Annotated in this window: 17 protein-coding genes and 1 tRNA gene; 5 read left to right on the top strand and 13 right to left on the bottom strand. The window is 66.6% G+C overall.

The genetic code is table 11. From position 1 onward, the window contains the following. Nucleotides 1-171 precede the first annotated feature (171 nt). Nucleotides 172-1,857, top strand: a complete 1,686-nt coding sequence (locus tag LDO27_RS11675; protein WP_224041908.1) for a DUF342 domain-containing protein — start codon at nt 172-174, stop codon at nt 1,855-1,857. A gap of 48 nt (nt 1,858-1,905) precedes the next feature. Here the strand turns inward: LDO27_RS11675 and LDO27_RS11670 are convergent, their stop codons facing one another. The 7 genes from LDO27_RS11670 to pepN form a co-directional block, all read right to left on the bottom strand. Beyond that, nucleotides 1,906-2,646 (bottom strand): YoaK family protein, encoded by a 741-nt coding sequence (locus LDO27_RS11670; protein ID WP_377747155.1) that lies wholly within the window; start codon nt 2,644-2,646, stop codon nt 1,906-1,908. A gap of 141 nt (nt 2,647-2,787) precedes the next feature. Further along, nucleotides 2,788-3,237 carry a hypothetical protein gene (locus LDO27_RS11665; RefSeq protein ID WP_224041907.1) on the bottom strand — a complete coding sequence of 150 codons (450 nt, stop codon included), beginning with the start codon at nt 3,235-3,237 and terminating at the stop codon, nt 2,788-2,790. A gap of 98 nt (nt 3,238-3,335) precedes the next feature. Further along, complete coding sequence (locus LDO27_RS11660) at nt 3,336-4,130, bottom strand: DUF899 domain-containing protein (RefSeq protein ID WP_224041906.1); 795 nt, start codon at nt 4,128-4,130, stop codon at nt 3,336-3,338. Nucleotides 4,131-4,352: 222 nt separating this feature from the next. Continuing rightward, nucleotides 4,353-4,428, bottom strand: a tRNA-Thr gene (locus tag LDO27_RS11655). Nucleotides 4,429-4,548: 120 nt separating this feature from the next. Then, complete coding sequence (locus tag LDO27_RS11650) at nt 4,549-4,971, bottom strand: hypothetical protein (RefSeq protein ID WP_224041904.1); 423 nt, start codon at nt 4,969-4,971, stop codon at nt 4,549-4,551. A gap of 130 nt (nt 4,972-5,101) precedes the next feature. Next, nucleotides 5,102-6,115 carry a class 1 fructose-bisphosphatase gene (locus LDO27_RS11645; protein ID WP_222201532.1) on the bottom strand — a complete coding sequence of 338 codons (1,014 nt, stop codon included), beginning with the start codon at nt 6,113-6,115 and terminating at the stop codon, nt 5,102-5,104. A gap of 85 nt (nt 6,116-6,200) precedes the next feature. Beyond that, nucleotides 6,201-8,891: an aminopeptidase N gene (gene pepN, locus LDO27_RS11640; protein ID WP_224041902.1), complete on the bottom strand. Its 2,691-nt coding sequence runs from the start codon at nt 8,889-8,891 to the stop codon at nt 6,201-6,203. Between the two features lie 192 nt (nt 8,892-9,083). Here pepN and LDO27_RS11635 point away from each other — a divergent pair, with 192 nt between their 5' ends. Further along, nucleotides 9,084-9,794, top strand: coding sequence for a DUF4136 domain-containing protein (locus LDO27_RS11635; RefSeq protein ID WP_377747151.1), 711 nt, complete (start codon nt 9,084-9,086; stop codon nt 9,792-9,794). Between the two features lie 307 nt (nt 9,795-10,101). Next, a complete protein-coding gene (locus LDO27_RS11630; RefSeq protein ID WP_222201529.1) occupies nt 10,102-12,423 on the top strand; it encodes an NADP-dependent malic enzyme in 2,322 nt (773 codons plus the stop codon). A 109-nt stretch (nt 12,424-12,532) separates the two neighbouring features. Here the strand turns inward: LDO27_RS11630 and LDO27_RS11625 are convergent, their stop codons facing one another. The 6 genes from LDO27_RS11625 to LDO27_RS11600 all read right to left on the bottom strand — a co-directional run bounded on the left by LDO27_RS11625 (nt 12,533) and on the right by LDO27_RS11600 (nt 18,185). Beyond that, nucleotides 12,533-12,778, bottom strand: a complete 246-nt coding sequence (locus LDO27_RS11625) for a hypothetical protein (protein ID WP_222201528.1) — start codon at nt 12,776-12,778, stop codon at nt 12,533-12,535. Nucleotides 12,779-13,082: 304 nt separating this feature from the next. Beyond that, nucleotides 13,083-14,153: a porin gene (locus tag LDO27_RS11620; RefSeq protein ID WP_222201527.1), complete on the bottom strand. Its 1,071-nt coding sequence runs from the start codon at nt 14,151-14,153 to the stop codon at nt 13,083-13,085. A gap of 134 nt (nt 14,154-14,287) precedes the next feature. After that, nucleotides 14,288-14,812, bottom strand: a complete 525-nt coding sequence (gene uraD / locus LDO27_RS11615; protein WP_222201526.1) for a 2-oxo-4-hydroxy-4-carboxy-5-ureidoimidazoline decarboxylase — start codon at nt 14,810-14,812, stop codon at nt 14,288-14,290. Between the two features lie 15 nt (nt 14,813-14,827). Further along, entirely contained in the window at nt 14,828-15,778 is a 951-nt protein-coding gene (gene puuE, locus LDO27_RS11610; RefSeq protein ID WP_224041899.1) for an allantoinase PuuE, read from the bottom strand. Nucleotides 15,779-15,859: 81 nt separating this feature from the next. Beyond that, nucleotides 15,860-17,266 (bottom strand): nucleobase:cation symporter-2 family protein, encoded by a 1,407-nt coding sequence (locus LDO27_RS11605; protein WP_222201524.1) that lies wholly within the window; start codon nt 17,264-17,266, stop codon nt 15,860-15,862. 163 nt (nt 17,267-17,429) lie between these two features. Beyond that, entirely contained in the window at nt 17,430-18,185 is a 756-nt protein-coding gene (locus LDO27_RS11600) for a GntR family transcriptional regulator (RefSeq protein WP_222201523.1), read from the bottom strand. A gap of 297 nt (nt 18,186-18,482) precedes the next feature. Between LDO27_RS11600 and uraH the strand changes: the two genes are divergently transcribed. Both uraH and LDO27_RS11590 read left to right on the top strand, forming a co-directional pair. Next, entirely contained in the window at nt 18,483-18,836 is a 354-nt protein-coding gene (gene uraH, locus LDO27_RS11595; RefSeq protein ID WP_224041897.1) for a hydroxyisourate hydrolase, read from the top strand. A gap of 30 nt (nt 18,837-18,866) precedes the next feature. Next, complete coding sequence (locus tag LDO27_RS11590; RefSeq protein WP_224041896.1) at nt 18,867-20,072, top strand: urate hydroxylase PuuD; 1,206 nt, start codon at nt 18,867-18,869, stop codon at nt 20,070-20,072. Nucleotides 20,073-20,105: the final 33 nt, after the last annotated feature.

Below are 20,105 nucleotides of genomic sequence, written 5' to 3'. Positions count from 1 at the left end.
ACCGGCATCCTGGGGTAATCCCCTAGCACCAGCAGCGTGCAACGACCCCCATGAAGGGGGGTGAGCCCCCCAGAGCCCTAAACTTTGCGGACAATCCGCCGTGGTTTACGACAGGGCGGCATGTCTTGGCGCCGTCTGCCTGTACACGAAGTCAGAACAACAGGGGGACCCATGAACATCGAGACCGACAATATGGCGGTGATCGGTGCCGCCACGGCGGGCATCACAAGCGCGGAGCCGGGGAGCGACACCGCGCGGGGTTTGACGGTAGGGTTGGACGGAACGGGTAAGACAATCATCGCGACGTTCGTGCCGGACGACGGCCGCATGCCGCCGGATCGGGCGGAGCTGCTCGACGCGCTGGCGGCCAAGGGCTGGCACGAGGCGAGCCTCGACGATGGCGCCATCGGCAAATGGCTGCTGGCGTGCCAGCGCGGCAGCGAGCCGGTGGAGGCCGTCGTCGGCGAACTGCTCGACGGCTATTTCGAGCTGGAGATCGAACGCGACGAACTGACGGTGCGGCTCACGTTGCTGGCCGCGCAGGGCGGCAAGCCGGTCACGCCGATCGACGTGCGCACGGCGCTGGCCTCGCGCGCCATCGTGGCGGAGCCGGACGAGGACGCGCTGAACCGCGCCTTCGAGGCGGGCGTTTGCGACGGGCTGCCCATCGTGACCGGCATCGCGCCGAAGCCGGGCACGCCGGCGCGCTTCGTCAACCTGCTGCAGGACCGGCGGCCCGCGGAAGACAGCAAGACCGCACGCATCGACTTTCGCGATCTCGGCTCGTTGCTGCTGGTCAAGCCGGGCACGCCGCTGATGCGCCGCGTTCCCGCGGTGCCGGGCACGGCGGGCAAGGACGTCTACGGCCGCACGCTGCCGGCCCCCGAGGTCGCCGACCCGCCGTTCTCCGAACGGGTCAGCGGCGTCGCGCCCGACCCGCAGGATCCCAACGTGCTGGTGGCCGCGGTGGCCGGCATGCCGTCGGTCATCGCCAACGGCATCTCGGTCAATCCGGTCGTCGACGTCGAGGCCGTCGACATGCATTCGGGCAATATCGCCTTCGACGGCACGCTGCGCGTCAACGGCGATATCAAGACGGGCATGACCGTAAAGGTCGCGGGCGATGTCATCGTCAGCGGCACCATCGAGGCCGCCCACGTCGAGGCCGGCGGCAACGTGATGGTCAGCGGCGGCATCATCGGCAAGTCCGAGACCGGCCAGCACGATCCCGCCAGCGCGATCGCGCGCATCCACTGCAAGGGCGCGGTCCATGCGCGCTTCATCGAAAACGCGGTGGTCGAAGCGGGCACCAGCATTGCGGTGGAGAGCGGCATCCGCCAGAGCGATGTCGCGGCCGGAGAGACCATCACCGCTGGCGATCCCGCCGTCGGCGCCGGCAATATCACGGGCGGGCGCTGCCGCGCCTGGCATGCGGTACGCGCCGCCACGCTGGGCGCGCATGCGGGCACCGCGACGGTCATCCATGTCGGCCTGAATCCTTACATGGGCGCCGAGAAGGCCGCGCTCGAATCCACGCGCGAACGCATGGAGCAGGACCAGGCCAAGGTGCAGCAACTGATCGCCTTCTTCGCCAAGCATCCCGAAAAGGCTACGCCGGAACTGCGCGAAAAGGCCCGCGCCACCCTGTTCAAATACACGCGCGAAACGCTCGACATCGACGCCCGGCTGGTCCAGCTGACCGAGCAGCTGCAGCCCTATCCCGAGGCGGCGGTGGTCGTCGGCAAGAAGATCCATGGCGGCGTGACGCTGTGGATCGGCCAGAAGTCGATGCGGGTGATGGAGGACATGAACGGGGGCGAGCTGCGGTTGGTGGATGACCGGATCGGGTTTGTGTAGCGTGCGGGACGGGCGGCGGAGCGGGGCCGTGCTCCGTGATGCCGGCCCTCAGCGCAGCCGGTCCCGCAGGTCGTCGACGATGGGCACCACCGCCAGCAGCGAAACGATCAGGGCGAGCGGCACCGTGGTCACGAAACCGATACGCTTGAAGCCCAGCGCACCGGCCACGCCGCCGACAAAGAACATGGCCAGCAATCCGCCCAGCAGGCGCAGCTTGGGCCGGTTCGCCAGCACCCTGTGTTCGTGCGTGGCGACATTCCAGTAAAACAGCTTGCCCAGCTCGATTCCCAAGTCGGTAACGATGCCGGTCACATGGGTCGTGCGGATCTCGTAGTTCGACGCCTTCGTGATCAGCGCATTCTGCAGGCCCATGATGTAGCACAGCAGCGCGACGGTGGCCGGCACGAACATCCAGTTGCGGTCGACGAAGGCGTGGCCGAGCAGGCCGAAGAGCAGCAGCAGCGCGGCCTCCAGCATCAGCGGGGCGGCATAGGCGCTCTGCAGGTTCTGGCGGCGGGCCCAGTTCACCAGCGCTGCAGTGGTCGCGGCGCCGCCGAGAAAGCAGAGCAGCCCGCCGAGACCGGTCGTGACAGTGGCGATGTCGCCGACCGCGAGTTCGTCGGCCATATGCGAGACGATTCCGGTCATGTGCGACGTGTATTGCTGCACGGCCAGGAAGCCGCCGGCATTGGTGGCGCCGGCGACGAAGGCGAGCGACAGACCGAGCCGGCGGTTCGATGGCTGCGATCGGTCCTTACCCGAGATGTCGCGCAGGAAACGGATGGGCATGGCGGTGCTCCGTAGGGAGAACGCACCCATGTTGACACAGCCCGGCGTTGCCGAGATCCCTGCTGATTCGCTATTGACGGCCGGTCGCCCAGGGAAATTCCGGGGCGACCGGCCGTCACCGCGATGCCGCGGGCGTCAGGCTCAGACCCCGCCGCTCACCACCCTGAGCCCCGCCGTTCGCCCCCGCGGACACAGCAGTCGGTCGCCCGCATGCTCGAGGCGCGCCAGCGCCCCGCGCAGCGCACGGAGTTCGTCGGTTGTGATCGGATAGGTGGGATCGCGGTCGTCGATCGAACCGAGGTCGAAGTAGTCGCCCACCAGTTCGCCGCTGATCTTGATGCCCCAGCTGTCGAGCTTGCGCAGTACGTCCAGCGGCACCGTATGCATCATCGTCGAGAAATCGCCGCGCGCTTCGCGGAGCAAGTTGTCCAGCAGCGCGGCGACCTCGCCGACCTCGTCCTTGTCGGCGGGCAGCAGGGTGTTGTAGGCCACGTCCGCCGCGATGGGCCGCCGCCAGTCCGCGGGAATTGGCGCGGCCTCGGGGGCGAGGCGGTTGTTGATGTCGATGCAGGGAATGACGTTCAGACTCATGGTTTCCTCCGTAGAGAGTCAGTGGGAGGAGACAGGTTATGGCGCCCGCCGCGGGGCGGGCATGAGGGAAGTCTGAATGTGCTGCGCCCCCGCTTGCATCATGGATTGGCGCCAGCCTGCTGGTTGCGGAACGCCTTCTCCCCGGCATCGGAAATCTCCACCCATTTCCTGTCCGGCTCCGCGCCCGCCACGTAGCTGTCGTGCCAGTTCCACCATTTGTAGGGCGGTGTCTGCGGGTAGCCCTCCGGCGAATCCTCCCAGACCTCCTGCCGGCCTAGCGGCGTGATGTCCAGGTAGTTCCACGTGCCGCCCATCTGCTCGTCGCCGCGGTTGTTCAGGAAGTAGGTGCGGAACACGCGTTCGCCGTCGCGAAAGAACACGTTGGTGCCGTGCCATTCGTTGACGCCAAAGTCGGTGTCGAAGTCGTCGGTGATCGTGAACCATGGCATCGTCCAGCCCATGCGGGCTTTCAGCCGCGCGATGTCTGACTGCGGCGCGCGCGAGACGAACGCGAGCGTCGTGTCGCGCGCGTTCAGGTGCGCGACATGGGCCACCTGGTCGGCCACCAGTGAGCAGCCGCGGCAGGCATGGTCGGGCCAGCCGAACACGCCCGGCTCGAAGAAGGCGCGGTAGACGATCAACTGGCGCCGGCCGTCGAACATCTCGCGCAAGCTGAGCTTGCCCGCCGGACCCTCGAAGGCGTAGTCCTTCTCCACCGCCATCCATGGCATGCGGCGGCGCTCGGACGCCAGCGCGTCGCGGGCGCGCGTGTGGGCCTTTTCCTTGACGAGCAACTGCTGGCGCGCGGCCTCCCATGCCTGGGGCGAGACCACGGGTGGCGTGTGCATGGCGGACGTTCCGCCCTTGTTTCCGTTCTGTGCTGAGGTAGTCATGGCGTCTGCGATCTCCTGGGTTGGAGCGAAGGCGCCTGCGGCTCGCGGGGAGATGGCAATGCCCTTCGCTGCTCATGGCCCGTGGTGGGGCGTGAACCAGTTTGGCACCGTGCAGCGAACGCGGGGAGTAACAAGTGTGGCGGCATTGCGGCCGCGTCAGAAGCGCCGCGCCCGGAAACGACAAAGCCCAGCCGGAGGGCTGGGCTTTGCGTTTGGATCCGTTGGTGCCGAAGAGAGGAATCGAACCCCCGACCTTCTCATTACGAATGAGCTGCTCTACCGACTGAGCTACTTCGGCGACCTTTCCGGGCGGAGCCGGATAGAGCCCGCAATAATAGCAGCGGTTTTTGCGGTTGGGAAGCCCCTGCTGCCACTTTTCTGGGGCGCCGGTCCCATGGCCATGGGACCGGCGCAAGCGTCAGCAGAACGTCCGGCCCAGGGGCGGCGGGGCGATCGCCCCGGATCGATCTTCCATCGGGTGCAGGGCGTCAAGCCGCGCCAGCATCCCGCGCAGCTCGGCCACCGCGACCGGAAACACCGGGTCGGCGTCGTCGATGGTCCAGCGCTGGAAGTACGGGCGGATATCCTGCGCCCCCGCAACGATGCCCCAGCGGGCGAGCTGGCGCAGTTCGCAGACGTGCAGGTCGATCGGGTCGGCCGGGCCCAGGCCGAGCGCGTCGGCCGTGTCCAGCGCGCTGCGCAACCGCCCGGCGACGACGGCGACGACGCTCTCGGAGGCAGGGGCGAAGCCGCAGCCGGGCCGGTGGGGCAGCGGGACGTCGTGGCCGCTATCGGGCATCCAAGGCGAGCGGCGCGGGGCGGCCGCGGAAATGGCAGGCATGGCTGTTCCTCGGGAGTCGATGGAAACAGCAGCTTAGGGAGCGCCAGCCGCCTGTGGCGTCAGCCGTGTCTGAAAGCAGAACGGCCGGCGATGTCTCGCCGGCCGTCGTGTGGGCGTGCGCCGAAGGACGTCAGCCCTGCTGCGCTTCCCGGTGATACTGGGTCACGCGCTCGACCTCGTTCTTCGAGCCCAGCACCACGGCCACACGCTGGTGCAGCTTCTCCGGCTCGATATCGAGGATGCGCTGCACGCCGTTGGTGGCCGCGCCGCCGGCCTGCTCGACCAGCATGGCCATCGGGTTGGCCTCGTACATCAGGCGCAGCTTGCCGGCCTTCTCCGGTTCCCGCTTGTCCCAGGGATACATGAAGATGCCGCCGCGCGTGAGGATGCGATGCACATCGGCCACCATCGAGGCGACCCAGCGCATATTGAAGTTCTTGCCGCGCGGACCTTCCTCGCCGGCGAGGCATTCGTCGATATAGCGGCGCACGGGCGGGGCCCAGTGGCGCATATTGGACATGTTGATCGCGAACTCCTTGGTGTCCGCGGGAATCTGCACGTCCGACTGCGTCAGCACGAAGCTGCCGGCCTCGCGGTCCAGCGTGAACATGTGCACGCCGTTGCCGACGGTCAGCACCAGCGTGGTCTGCGGGCCGTAGACCGCATAGCCGGCCGCGACCTGGCGCGCGCCGGGCTGCAGGAAGTCGGCCTCGGTGACGGTCTGGCCCGGCTTGGGCATATGCAGCACCGAGAAGATGGTGCCGATCGAGACGTTGACGTCGATGTTCGACGAGCCGTCCAGCGGATCGAACAGCAGCAGGTATTCGCCCTTCGGATAGCGGTTGGGGATCTCGTAGAAGGAGTCCATTTCCTCCGAAGCCATGGCGGCGAGGTGGCCGCCCCATTCGTTGGCGTCGAGCAGCACTTCGTTGGCGATCACGTCGAGCTTCTGCTGCGTTTCGCCCTGCACGTTGCCGGTGCCGGCCGAGCCGAGCACGCCGGCGAGCGCGCCCTTGCTGACGGCGTTGGAAATGGCCTTGCAGGCGCGGGCGACCACTTCGATCAGCAGCCGCAGCTCGGGCTCGATCGTGTTGTGCTGGCGCTGCTCCTCGACCAGATAGCGCGTGAGACTGATGCGGGTCATGTTTTCTCCTTGGACGGCCGCCATTCTACAGGCGGCCGGTTTGCCCCGGCCATCTCCAAAGGGATGAACCGGGGCGCGAGCCCGCTCAGGCGGCCAGCGCCTTGCCGACGATCTCGCGCACGTCGCGCGACAGGCTCGGCGCGGCGGCCACCCGTTGCAGCGCCGCGTGCATCCGCTCGCGCAGCGGCAGCGCGTACTTCTGCCAGCGGTCCATCACGCGCGCCAGGCGTGCGGCCACCTGCGGATTGATGGAATCGAGCGCCAGCACCTGGTCGGCCCAGAATTCGTAGCCCGAGCCGTCCTCGGCGTGGAACTGGGCCGGGTTGCCCGAGCAGAAGCTGAAGATCAGCGAGCGGGCGCGATTGGGGTTGCGCAGGTTGAACGCGGGATGCTGCATCAGCGCGCGCACCGTATCGATGGTGCGCTTGCCACCGTGCGGGCCCACCGAGCCGCGTTGCATGCCCTGCAGCGCGAACCATTTGTCGACCACCAGCGCATCGTTCTCGAAGCGCCGGTAGAAGTCTGCCAACGCGGCCTCGCGGCCCGGCGCGAAGCTGTTGACCAGCGCGGCCAGCGCGGCAAAGCGGTCCGTCATGTTGTTGGCCTGCTGGTATTGCTCGCCGGCCAGCGCCTGCATCTGCGCCGAACCGGAGTCAGCCAGGTAGCCCAGCGCCAGGTTGCGCAGCGCGCGCTTGCCCGACGAAATCGCGTCGGGGCTGTAGTCGCCGGGCGTGGCGTTGGCCTCGTATTCGGCCAGCAGGTCGGCCTGCAGCGCGTGGGCCAGCGCCTCGCGCATGAACTGGCGGGCGCGATGGATGGCGGCCGGATCGGCCACGCCCATGCGTTCGGCCAGATAGGCTTCGGCGGGCAGCATCAGCGCCTGCTCGCGGAAGGCCGGGCTGAGCGTGCGGTCCACCAGCACCGCGCGGAAGGCCTGGATCAGGGCGGGGTCCAGCGTCAGCTCGCGCTCTTCCTGCACGTCGGCCACCAGCTTGAGCAGCGCCCGCGTGGCGAGACGCTGCCCCGCTTCCCAGCGGTTGAACGCGTCGCTGTCGTGCGCCAGCAGGAACGTCAGTTCGGCATCGGTGTACTCCACGTCGACGATGACCGGCGCGGAGAAATTGCGCAGCAGCGAGGGAAGCGGCGCGCGCGCGCCCTTGGGCAGGTTGACGAACAGGAAGGTCTGCTCGGCCTCGGTGAAGTCCAGCACGCGGGTGGTGCCGCCGGGCTGGCTTTCGCCGGCCAGCTGCAGCGGGAGGTCGTGGCCATCGGCACCCACCAGGCCGAGCGCGAACGGGATGTGGAAGGGCAGCTTGTCGGGCGTGCCGGGCCGCGTCTCGATGCCGACCTTGGGGCACTGCTGCGTCAGCGTCAGCGTGAGGCTGCCGGCTTGCGCGTCCCAGGCGGTGCGCACATCGACCACCGGGGTGCCGGCCTGGCTGTACCAGCGGCCGAACTGCGCGAGGTCGCGGCCGTTGGCATCGGCCATCGCGGCGCGGAAGTCGTCGCAGGTCACGGCCTGGCCGTCGTGCCGCTCGAAATACAGGTCCATGCCCTTGCGGAAGCCCTCGCGGCCCAGCAGGGTCTGGTACATGCGGACCACCTCGGCGCCTTTTTCGTAGACGGTGACGGTGTAGAAGTTGTTGATCTCCTCGTAGCTGTCCGGACGCACCGGATGCGCCATCGGGCCGGCGTCCTCCGGGAACTGGACCTGGCGCAGCACCCGCACGTCCTCGATGCGCTTGACCGCGCGGCCGGACTCGTCGCCCATCATGTCGGCGGAGAATTCCTGATCGCGGAAGACGGTCAGGCCTTCCTTGAGCGAGAGCTGGAACCAGTCGCGGCAGGTCACACGATTGCCGGTCCAGTTGTGGAAATACTCGTGGCCCACCACCGATTCGATATTGGCGAAGTCGGCGTCGGTCGCCGTCTCGGCATTCGCCAGCACGTACTTGGTGTTGAAGATGTTCAGGCCCTTGTTTTCCATCGCGCCCATGTTGAAGTCGCCGACCGCGACGATCATGAAGCGGTCCAGGTCGAGCTCCAGGCCGAAGCGCTGCTCGTCCCAGCGGATCGAATGGATCAGCGAGTCCATCGCATGGCGGGTCTTGCCCAGGTCCTGCGCTTCCACCCACACCTGCAGCAATTTTTCCTTGCCCGAGGCGGAGGTGATGGTCTCCTCGATGCGCTCGAGCTTGCCTGCCACCAGCGCGAACAGGTAGGCCGGCTTCTTGAACGGGTCTTCCCACACGGCTTCGTGGCGGCCGTCGCCAAGATCGCGTTCGGCGACCAGGTTGCCGTTGGACAGCAGCACCGGATAGGCTGCGCGGTCGGCCTGCAGCGTGACGCGGAAGGTTGTCATCACGTCGGGCCGGTCCAGGAAGTAGGTGATCTTGCGAAATCCCTCGGCCTCGCACTGCGTAAAGAAATTGCCGTTGGAGACGTAGAGACCCGACAGCGAGGTGTTGGCGTCCGGCTTGCAGGCGGTGACGATTTGCAGCGTGCCTTCGGTCGAAAGCCCGGGCAGCGTCAGTGTCTCGTCGTCCTGCTGGAAGCCTTCGAAGGGCTCGCCCTCCAGGGTCACGGCGAGCAGTTCCAGTTCCTGTCCGGCCAGCACCAGCGGCACGGCCGCCTGGGTGCGCTTGAAGCGCAGCGTGCTGGTGACGATCGTGCGCCGCGGGTCCAGTTCGAAACGCAGATCGACATGGTCTATGGTGAACGCGGGCGGGGTATAGTCTTTGCGGTAGACGGTGACGGGCGTATCGGTGCGAAGCATGGAATCCTATCCTCGGAGGTCCGTGGAGCGCCGGGCGTCCGGCGAGGTAGCGGGACATGGCGCCAAGGAATTCATTGTAGCCAAGCCCACCGGCCGCGGCTGGCGCCGGGAATTCCGGGTGCCGCGCCACGGTCACAGCAGTACGCCGGCGGTGCACGGGGGCCGGCCTTCTCGAAGGAAAGGAACGACATCATGAGGCAGTGGTACGGGGGTGGCCGGCAGGCACTGGACAGGTGCCTGCGCCTGGTACGCGAAGCACGGAGCAGGCTGGCGGGCGGACTGGCGGCGCTTGGCGTGGTGGTGCTCTCGGGCTGCGCCAGCACCATCACGACGGATGTGACCGCGTTCCGGCAGCCGGACTGGCAGAACGACCCGCCGCGCACCTACGCGTTCGACCGGGCCAAGGGCGAGGAAGCGCAGCTCGATCGCGATACCTACGAAGGGTGGGTCGCCGAGAAGCTGGGCACCCTGGGCTTCGAGCGGGTTCCGCGGCCAAAGGCGCGCTATCTCGTGCGCGTGGAGTTCGACTCCGATCCGCGGCTGGTGCGCGTGCAGGAGACCTACGCCGACCCGTGGGGTCCGTGGGGACCCTACTGGGGGCCGCCGGGCTACTACGGCATGGGGGGCTGGGGCCCTTGGGGGCCGTGGGGTCCCTGGGGCCCGGGCTATTGGCCGCCGCAGACGGTGGTGCGCGACGTGCCCGCGACGCTGTCGACGCTGCGCGTCTACTTCCACGAGGCCGCCACCAATCGCCGGGTCTATCAGGTGACCGCGCAGAACATGAGCGAGGGCGGTGCGCTGCCGGCGGTCATGCCGTATCTGATCCGCAGCGCCTTCACCGATTTTCCGATCGAGAGCGGCAGGCCCCGGCGCGTGACGCTGGAGGTGGACAAGCCGCGGTGACGGCCGCCTTCTTGCCGATCCGATGACCGGTCCGCGCCGGACGAAAGGCCCGCATGCGCGGGCCTTTTCCATTGCCACGACGATGGCGGTCGCAGGGCGGCTCTCCGAATAACCCTTGCGGCACGCTTCCACAGCGCCTTTTGCATGCATCCGTAGGCTAGAATAGCTCCTCGAATTTTTCCGGCCCTGTCTCGCATCGATGCATCCTTCCTGCATGTTGCACTGCGGCGCAACGCATCGCGAGACCATCGCAATGCAGGCACGATGAACGGCCTCGCGTGCCAGGGCCCAACTCCGGACGAGCGACATGAGCAGCAAGACCAGCAGTGATGCAACGCAGCAAGCCCCCAACAGTCCCGAAGCGCAGTTGCGTCTCGCCGCGCTGGAATATCACCGCAGTCCCACCAAAGGCAAGATCCAGGTAACGGCCACCAAGGCGCTGTCGAACCAGCGCGACCTGTCGCTGGCGTATTCCCCGGGCGTGGCCTACGCCTGCGAGGAGATCGCCAAGGATCCGGCCATGGCGGCCGAATACACTTCGCGCGGCAATCTGGTGGCGGTGGTCACCAACGGCACCGCGGTGCTGGGCCTGGGCGATATCGGCCCGCTCGCCGGCAAGCCGGTGATGGAAGGCAAGGGCTGCCTGTTCAAGAAGTTCGCCGGCATCGACGTGTTCGACATCGAGCTCGACGCACGCGACCCCGACCAGATCGTCGAGATCGTGGCCGCGCTCGAGCCGACGCTGGGCGGCGTCAATCTCGAAGACATCAAGGCGCCCGAGTGCTTCTACATCGAGAAGAAGCTGCGCGAGCGGATGAATATCCCCGTCTTCCACGACGACCAGCACGGCACGGCCATCATTTCCGCGGCCGCGCTGCTCAACGGCCTGAAGGTGGTGGGCAAGGATATCGCCAAGGTGAAGCTCGCCGTGTCCGGCGCGGGCGCCGCGGCCATCGCGTGCCTGGACACCATGGTGAGCCTGGGCGTGAAGCGCGAGAACATCTCGGTGGTCGATTCCAAGGGCGTGATCTATGTGGGCCGCGACGCCAACATGGAAGCGAACAAGGCGCGCTACGCGCAGGACACCTCGGCCCGCACGCTGGCCGATATCGTCAACGGCGCCGATGTGTTCCTGGGCTGCTCCACCGCCGGCGTGCTGACCGGCGACATGGTCAAGACCATGGCGGACCAGCCGATCATCCTGGCGCTGGCCAACCCCGAGCCGGAAATCCGCCCGGAAGTCGCCAAGGCCGCGCGCCCCGACTGCATCATCGCCACCGGCCGCTCGGACTATCCGAACCAGGTCAACAACGTGCTGTGTTTCCCGTACATCTTCCGGGGCGCGCTGGATTGCGGCGCCACGAAGATCACCGAGGAAATGAAGCTCGCGTGCGTCAAGGCCATCGCCGATCTGGCGGAAGCCGAGATGAACGACGCCGTGGCCGCCGCCTACGCCGGCCAGGAGCTGAAGTTCGGTCCCGACTACATCATCCCGACGCCGTTCGACCAGCGCCTGATCGAGAAGATCGCGCCGGCCGTGGCCAAGGCCGCGGAAGAGTCCGGCGTGGCGACGCGTCCGATCAAGGACCTGGAAGCGTATCGCCAGCAACTGACGCAGTACGTCTATCACACCGGCCTGATCATGAAGCCGGTGTTCACCGCCGCGAAGGCCGCGCCCAAGCGCGTGGCCTATGCGGAGGGCGAGGAAGAGCGCGTGCTGCGCGCCGTGCAGAGCGTGGTCGATGAAGGCCTGGCCCGTCCGATCCTGATCGGCCGTCCGCACGTCATCCAGATGCGCATCGACAAGGCAGGCCTGCGCCTGAAACCCGGCGTGGACTTCGAGCTGGTGAATCCCGAAGACGATCCGCGCTATCGCGCCTACCACGAGGCCTACCACGCGCTGCGCGGCCGCGACGGCGTCACGCCCGACATGGCCAAGGTGGCGCTGCGCCGCTCGAACACGCTGATCGGCACCATGCTGATGCATATGGGCGATGCCGATGCACTGCTGTGCGGCACGGTCGGCCGCTTCGAGGCCCATCTGGAGCATGTGCGCGACGTGATCGGCATGGCGCCGGGCGCCAATGTGCTGGCCGCGATGAACGCGCTGATGCTGGAGAAGTACACGCTGTTCATCACCGACACCTTCGTCAACGAAGATCCGACGGCCGAGGAACTGGCTGCGATCACCCAGCTGGCGGCGGAGGAAATCCAGCGCTTCGGCCTGCAGCCGAAGGTGGCGCTGGTCTCGCATTCGATGTTTGGTTCGTCCAACCGTGCCTCGGCGCGCAAAATGCGCGCGGCCCAGGAGATCCTGCACCGCATCGCGCCGGAGCTCGAAGTCGAGGGCGAGATGCAGGGCGACGCGGCGCTGGTCGAGGACGTGCGCCGGCATTTCCTGCCGGGCACCAAGCTGACCGGCTCGGCCAACCTGCTGGTGATGCCGACGCTGGACGCGGCCAATATCGCCTTCAACCTGCTGAAGATCACCGGCGGGCAAGGCGTGACGATCGGCCCGATCCTGCTCGGCGCCGCCAAGCCCGTGCATATCCTGAACCCGCAGGCCACCACGCGCCGCATCGTCAATATGACGGCGGTGGCGGTAGCCGAGGCAGGTGCGGTGCGCTGATTGCAGTCGACGGGCAAATGAAAAAAGCCGGGTGAGAACCCGGCTTTTTTCTTTGTGGCACGGCAGCATTGCCGTGTCGCGGACGTTCCGAAGACGATCCGATGCGTTCCTATTGGAGCACGTTGTACTGCAGACGTATGTCCACGATGATGGATTTCGCCGCGGCAAGCTGCGTCGACAGGTTATCGCTTGGCTCGAACGGGAAGTCCACCTCCGCGCTCCAGTTGCAGCCGGTATGGTCCGGCTGATGCACGCGCATGGCGTGCAACTCGCATTCCCCGCACTCCGGGTTGTTGTTGAGACACTGGTTGAGGATTGCCATCAACTCCGACCGGGTTTTCGCATTCCGCCGCATGAGTCACCCCTTCGCTTGGCGAGTCGTTGCATGGAAAACTAATGTATGCACGGCCAGAACCGGTCGCCAATTGAATAGGGCTATTGGGCTTTGTCTTTCAATCCCGCATAAATCTGATTTCAATGCGTTGCGACGCAGCAGGGCGACGGTAGTTGCTGGTGCTGGTGCTTTGGTTTCGCCGCACGGGCGAGGGTGGGGGGCAGAGGTGGTGTCAGCTTGTGCAGGATGGCGGGCGTTCACCCTCACCCCCGCCCCTCTCCCGTTGGCGGGAGAGGGGCGCACACCGAAGCTGTGGAGCGCTGCGTCAGAACTTGTGGCGCACGCCTACGCCGAACGAATCGCCGTGCTCGAGGCCGGTGATCTTGTCGTAGTAGTAGGCGGCGTACACGTCGGTGCGCTTGGACAGGTTGTAGTCGTAGGCGATGCCGATGGTGTTGCGCTTGAAGTCGCCCAGGTCGTTCTCGGCCTTTGCGTAGGAATACGAAGCGAGCAGGCTGCCGGCGCCGATAGGCACCGCCGCGCCGATCTGGCCGTTGGTGTGCTTGATATCGCCCGACGGCGCGCCGGCCAGCGCCTTGGTCTTGATGTATTGGCCCTGCGCGAACAGCTTGACCACCTTGAAGTCGTACGAGAGGCCGATCTGCGTCGCGTCCTGGCGTTCGAGGCCGGCCGTGTCCAGATCGTTGGGCACGCTGTTGAAGTCGACCTGCTGGAACGCCGCCGTGGCACCGAAGGCGCCATTGAAGTACATCAGGTTGCCGCCCCACTTGTTCTGGCCCACTTCGCCGGCGCTTTCGCCGAAGCTGTAGATCAGGTTGGCGGTCAGGCCGCCGAACTTCGGCGTGGAGTAGAGCACCGAATTGCTCCAGCCCGAATCGCCGATGACGCCCGGGTCGAACACCGAGCCGCTGGTGGCGCTGAAATACGTGTGGAAGATCGACGGCGCGAACACATACGAGTCGACCAGCGGGTTGAACAGGATGGTGGAGAGGAAGTAGGGCGTGGTGTTGCGGCCCAGCTTGATCGTGCCCAGCGTCTCGCTCTGCAGGCCGACGTAGGCATTGCGGCTGAACATCGCGTCGCCGTCGAAGCGGCCGGAGCGGCCGTTGTCCGTACGATAGAAGCCGTTCAGGTCGAAGATGCCCTTCAGGCCGCGGCCCAGGTCCTCGGTGCCCTTGATGCCCCAGTACGAGGTCTGCATGCCGCCCGAGTTGGCGACATAGGCGCGCTCGCCGGTGCCCGGGCTCTTGATCCCGCCGACGAACATGTCGACCTGGCCGTAGAGCGTGACGCTGGACTGTGCCATGGCCGCGCCGCTGCACAGGGCCGCCGCCATCGCCGCCAGCTTGAGCGCCGGCTTGAACTGCTTCTGCATGAAAAAACCTCCGTGATAGTTCCGTTGTGGTCGTTGCCTGCGAGGTCCTGAAGGACGCTTCTCGTCGTTTGGCGCGCCGCCTCGATGCCGTTGCCGGGTCGCGATGCCCGGCATGCGGGGCGCCATTTTTTGGCTCAGCCGGATACTAAGTCGTCGAGCCGGAACTGCGCAATGCGATGGATCTGGTTGATGCAAGTTTGCAACTCGGTGGCGGGGTCGTTCTCGATGCGGCGGGCGAACTGCTCGATGATGCCGGCGCGATCGTAGCCGCGCACGGCGAGGATGAAGGGAAAGCCAAACTTCTGGTTGTAGCCCGCGTTGAGCGCTTGCAACCGCTCGAATTCCTCGGCGGAGCACTGGTCCAGTCCCGCTCCGGCCTGCTCGCGGGTGGACTCGGCGGTCAGCTCGCCGCGCACGGCGGCCTTGCCGGCAAGCTCCGGGTGGGCGCGCACCAGCTTGAGTTGGGCCGCTTCGCCGGCGTCGTCCACCGCGTCGCGCATCGCCGCGGCCAGCGCGGCGAGGCTGTCGAAGGGACGCAGTGCCGCGGCGCGCTCGGCCACCCACGGCGAATGCTCGTAGATGCCGCCGAGCACCTGCACGAATTGCGCGGCAGGCAGGTCGTTGAGCTGGGACAGGGTATAGGTGGTTGCTTGTGTCACGTCGTGATATCTCGCTCAGCGGGCCGCGCGGCCCTGGTAGGGATGTGTCTCGATCCAGTGCCGCGCGATATCGATGCGGCGGCAGATCCAGACCCTGTCGTGCGACTGCACGTAGTCGAGGAAGCGCTGCAGCGCGCGCAGCCGCCCCGGCCTGCCGAGCAGGCGGCAGTGCATGCCGACCGACAGCATCTTCGGCTGGTTCAGCCCGGCCGGATCGCCCTCGGCATAGAGCACGTCGAACGCGTCCTTCAGGTACTGGTAGAACTGCTCGCCGGTGTTGAAGCCCTGCGCCGTGGCGAAGCGCATGTCGTTGGTGTCCAGCGTGTAGGGCACCACCAGATGCGGCCGGACCTCCCCGTCCCGCGTCTGCACCTCGGTCCAGAAGGGCAGGTCGTCGCCGTAGTAGTCCGAGTCGTACAGCAGGCCGCCATGCTCGACGACCAGCCGCCGCGTGTTCGGACTGTCGCGCCCGGTGTACCAGCCCAGCGGCGCCGCGCCGGTCAGATCCTTGATGATCTGCATGCCGATGCGCATGTGCTCGCGCTCGGTGGCCTCGTCGATGCCCTGGTAGTGGATCCAGCGCCAGCCATGGCACGCGATCTCGTGGCCGAGCTCGACGAAGGCGCGCGTGAGCTCCGGATGGCGCTGCAGCGCCATGGAGACGCCGAACACGGTCAGCGGCAGACCACGCTGCTCGAACTCGCGCAGGATGCGCCAGACGCCCACGCGCGAGCCGTACTCGTAGATGCCCTCCATGCTCATGTGGCGATCCGGGTAGGCCGCCGCGCCGATGATCTCGGACAGAAACTGCTCCGAGCCCGCGTCGCCGTGCAGGACGTTGTTCTCGCCGCCCTCTTCGTAGTTCAGGACGAACTGCAGCGCGACTCGGGCGCCGCCCGGCCATGCCGCATGGGGCGGCGCCTTGCCGTAACCGATGAGATCGCGTGGATAGTTGTTGGTAGTCATCAGGGTCACTTGGGTTGACAGGAACGGATCCTCTCGCGGCCGCCTCGTGCTGGCATGGCCGGGCTCTTGCCCGGCCCAGCCTTACTCGGTGCCGTGCGTATTGGCCGCGGCGTTGCGCATGGCCTGGTCGGCGGACTGCATGCCGTTGTAGAACAGGTTCAGCGCGACCGCCACGATGGTGCCCAGCACGATGCCGCTATGCGTGAACGGGGTGGTCCAGGCGGGCAGGTACTGGAAGAATGTCGGTGCCAGCGTGGGAATCATGCCGGCGCCGATGGAAATGGCGACGATGAACAGGTTGTGCCGGTTGCGGTTGAAATCGCACGAGCCCAGGATGCGGATGCCGGTCGCCGCGACCATGCCGAACATCACGATGCCGGCGCCGCCGAGCACGAACTGCGGCACGGACGCGACCACATGGGCCATCTTCGGAAAGAGACCGAAGGCGATCAGGATGATGCCGCCGGCCGCCGCCACATAGCGCGAGCGCACGCCGGTCACCGTGACGAGTCCCACGTTCTGCGAGAACGACGTGTAGGGGAACGTGTTGAACACGCCGCCGATCACCGTGCCCAGGCCGTCGGCGCGCAGGCCGCGCGTCAGGTCGGCGTTGGACAGCCGCTTGCCCGTGATGTCGGCCAGCGCGAGGAACATGCCTGTCGATTCCACCAGCGTGATCACCATCACGATGCACATCGACAGGATGGCGGACAGGTGGAAGGTCGGCATGCCGAAATGCAGCGGCGTGATGACCGCCACGAAGCTCGCCTCGTTCAGCCCTTCGAACGACACCTTGCCCAGCGCCATGGCCACGAGCGTGCCGACGATGATGCCCAGCAGCACGGCGCAGTTCGATACCAGTCCGCGGCCGTACTTGGTCAGCAGCAGGATGGTCACCAGGGTCAGCCCCGCGATGCCCAGCGAACCCAGGTCGCCATAGGCGAGGTTGGGCACGTCCTTGACCACGCCGTCGATCACCGCGCGCGTGGTCGGCTGTCCGCCGGCGGCCCAGTTGATGCCCACCCGCATCAGCGATACGCCGATCAGCGTGATGACGGTGCCGGTGACGACCGGCGGAAACAGCCCAAGCATGCGGCCCATCATCGGCGCGATCACGATGCCGAAAATGCCCGACGCGATCACCGCGCCATAGATGCCAAGCAGGCCGATATTCGGGTCGGAGCCGATGGCGATCATCGGCGCGACCGAAGCGAACGTCACGCCCATCATCACCGGCAGCCGGATGCCGAATTTCCAGAAGCCGATGGCCTGGATCAGCGTGGCGATGCCCGCGGCGAACAGGTCGGCGTTGATCAGGAACGCGAGCTGGTCCTTGGGCAGCTTCAGCGCGCCGCCGACGATCAGCGGCACCGCCACCGTGCCGGCATACATCACCAGGACATGCTGCAATCCGAGCGCCAGCAGCCGCCCGGAGGGAAGCCGCTCATTGGTCAGGTCCGCGGGGACCGTTGTGCTTGCGCTTGTCATTGGGGTTGTCTCCTCTCCTTTGGTTGGATGGGAACGCGGCATGACGGGGGCCCTTTATGGTGGTGGCGGCAATCGCTTGCAGCGGGTCCGCTTCGGGAACGACGTGACCTTGCCCGAGCGGGGGTGAGCCTTTCTGCCGCATGCCGCGGCTTGAAACATTGCGCTAGGTGGAGCGTCCCAGCACGCTGCGAAGATCGAAGTTGCCCGGTTCGTCGGGCTGCACGCGGTCGGCGCATGCGCCGAGGTGGTGCGCCATGCGCGCCTGCGCCAGCGCGGCGTCGCCCCGCTCGAGCGCATCGAGGATTTCCTCGTGCTCGTCGAAGGAGCACGCGTTGTTGCCGGGCGCTTCCACGCTGGCAATCATCAGCGTGGTGCGCGATACCAGCCGGCGCATCATCGTCACCAGCAGCGCATTGCCCGACAACTCGGCCAGGGCCGTATGGAACTCGGCCGACAGGCGGATCCATTTGGGCCGCTCATGGTTCAGGAACGCCTGCCGCTCGGCGGCGACCATCTTGCGCACCGGGGCGATCACGGCCTTGACGTCGCGCATCGCGGCCAGCTTGTCGAGCACCGCGCGCTCCAGCATCTGGCGCAGCTCGAACATGTCGTGCGCTTCGTCGGTGGAGGGGCTGGCGATAAACGCGCCGCGGTTCGGTTCCAGGTCCACCATGCCGTCGGCCGCCAGGCGCGCCAGTACCTTGCGCACGGTGTGGCGCGCGGTGGCATAGATCTCGCACAGCGAGTGCTCGGTCAGCTTGGTGCGCGGGGGCAGCCGGTGCTCCATGATCGCGTCGTAGATCTCGTGGTACATGCGCTCCTCGGTGGAGCCCTTGCGCAGCGGCTTGCCGTCGGCGGCGAGGGCACCGGTGGCGGCGTTGTCATCCGCGGCGGCGATCAGCTTGAGATTCTTTGACATCGGGACACCCCGGCGAAAGGAGATGCGAAGCGGGAGTTCGGATCGGGTGAGGCCTTTCCGAAAATTGTTGACAATTATTTGGATGGCGATTCAATATTGTCAACAAAACCTGAGCAGGTTTTTGACAACCGCGGGTAATCCCGCAGTTGATATCCAGCCTGGTGCAAGGCATCGTCCCATGCACCACGGCAGCGCCGGGATGCGTCGAGACGACGTACCGAGCGGGCACCATCCCGAAAATGGTGCTAGTGAAGGCAGCGGCGCCTTTCACCACCCACAGTGCGAAGGAACACAACCATGGGACGCTTGACCACCCACGTGCTCGACACCGCTGCCGGCATTCCCGGCAAGGGCATGTCGATTGCCCTGCATAAAATTGTCGACAATCAGCGAGAAACGCTCGCCACCGTCCGCACCAACGACGACGGCCGCTGCGACCGTCCCCTGCTGGAGGGCGACAGCTTCCAGCCCGGCGTCTACGAACTGGAGTTCGGCGCCGGCGACTATTTCCGCGCCCGCGGCGTCTCGCTGCCCGAACCGGCCTTCCTCGATGTGGTGACCCTGCGCTTCGGCATCGCCGATACCGCGGCGCACTACCACGTGCCCCTTCTCGTTTCCCCCTGGTCGTACTCGACCTACCGCGGTAGCTGATACCGGACCCGGAGACACAAGGAGACAACGATGGAAGGCTATATCCTCGACTGGGCCAATCTGCTGCTGCGCTGGGCGCACGTGATCACAGCGATCGCGTGGATCGGTTCCTCGTTCTATTTCGTCTGGCTGGACAACAGCCTGCAGAAGCCGGTCGACCCGGAGCTGCAGGACAAGGGCGTGGGCGGCGAGCTGTGGGCCGTGCACGGCGGCGGCTTCTACAACCCGCAGAAATACCTCACGGCGCCCAGGACGCTGCCGCAGAACCTGCACTGGTTCTACTGGGAGTCGTACTCGACGTGGATGACCGGCTTCGGCCTGCTGGTGGTGCTGTACCTGTTCAACGCCAGCACGTTCCTGATCGACAAGAACGTCTACGACATGTCGCCCGGCGCGGCGGTCGGACTCGCGCTTGCCTATCTCGGCGCCGGCTGGGTGGTGTACGACTGCATCTGCCGGATGTTCAAGAACGACCGCGTGGTAGGCATCCTGGTCGCGCTCTACGTGGTGGTGGCGGCCTACGTGGCGTGCCACCTGTTCTCCGGCCGCGCGGCATTCCTGCTGACCGGCGCGATGATCGCCACCATCATGAGCGCGAACGTGCTGGTGTGGATCATTCCGGGCCAGCGCAAGACCGTGGCGGCGCTGCGCGAGGGCAAGCCGGTGGACCCGGTGCACGGCAAGAACGCCAAGCAGCGCAGTGTGCACAACACCTATTTCACGCTGCCCGTGCTGTTCGCGATGCTGTCGAACCACTACAGCATGACCTACGCGCACAAGCACAACTGGGTGGTGCTGGTGCTGATCATGCTGGCCGGTGTGCTCATCCGCCAGTTCTTCATCCTCAAGCACAAGGGCCGCATCAACATCGCGTGGCCCGCGGCCGGCGTCGCGGCGCTGGGCCTGGTGGCCTTCATGGTCGCGCCCCAGCCGCGCCCGCCGGTGGCGGCGCAGCCCGGCGGCGCCGCGCCGACGCAGGTCAGCTTCACCAAGGTGCAGGAGATCATGAACGCGCGCTGCGTGCAGTGCCACGCCGAGGCGCCGAAGATGATGCCGACCGCCGCCAAGGGCATCAAGCTGGAGACGCCCGAAGAGATCAAGGCGCATGCGCAGCTGATCTACCAGCAGGCCGTGCAGCAGAAGGCCATGCCGCTGGGCAACGTGACGCAGATCACCGATGACGAGCGGGCCTTGCTGGGGCAGTGGTTCGAGGGTGGGGCGCGGACGGCGAATTGATCTTCGTGGGGCATCAGGCCGGTTGACCGAAAC

This window comes from Cupriavidus respiraculi (assembly GCF_914271545.1).
In the GTDB taxonomy this organism is placed as follows: domain Bacteria; phylum Pseudomonadota; class Gammaproteobacteria; order Burkholderiales; family Burkholderiaceae; genus Cupriavidus; species Cupriavidus respiraculi.
The sequence above is the reverse complement of the archived record's forward strand: the minus strand, read 5'-3'. Positions and strand labels throughout refer to the sequence as shown.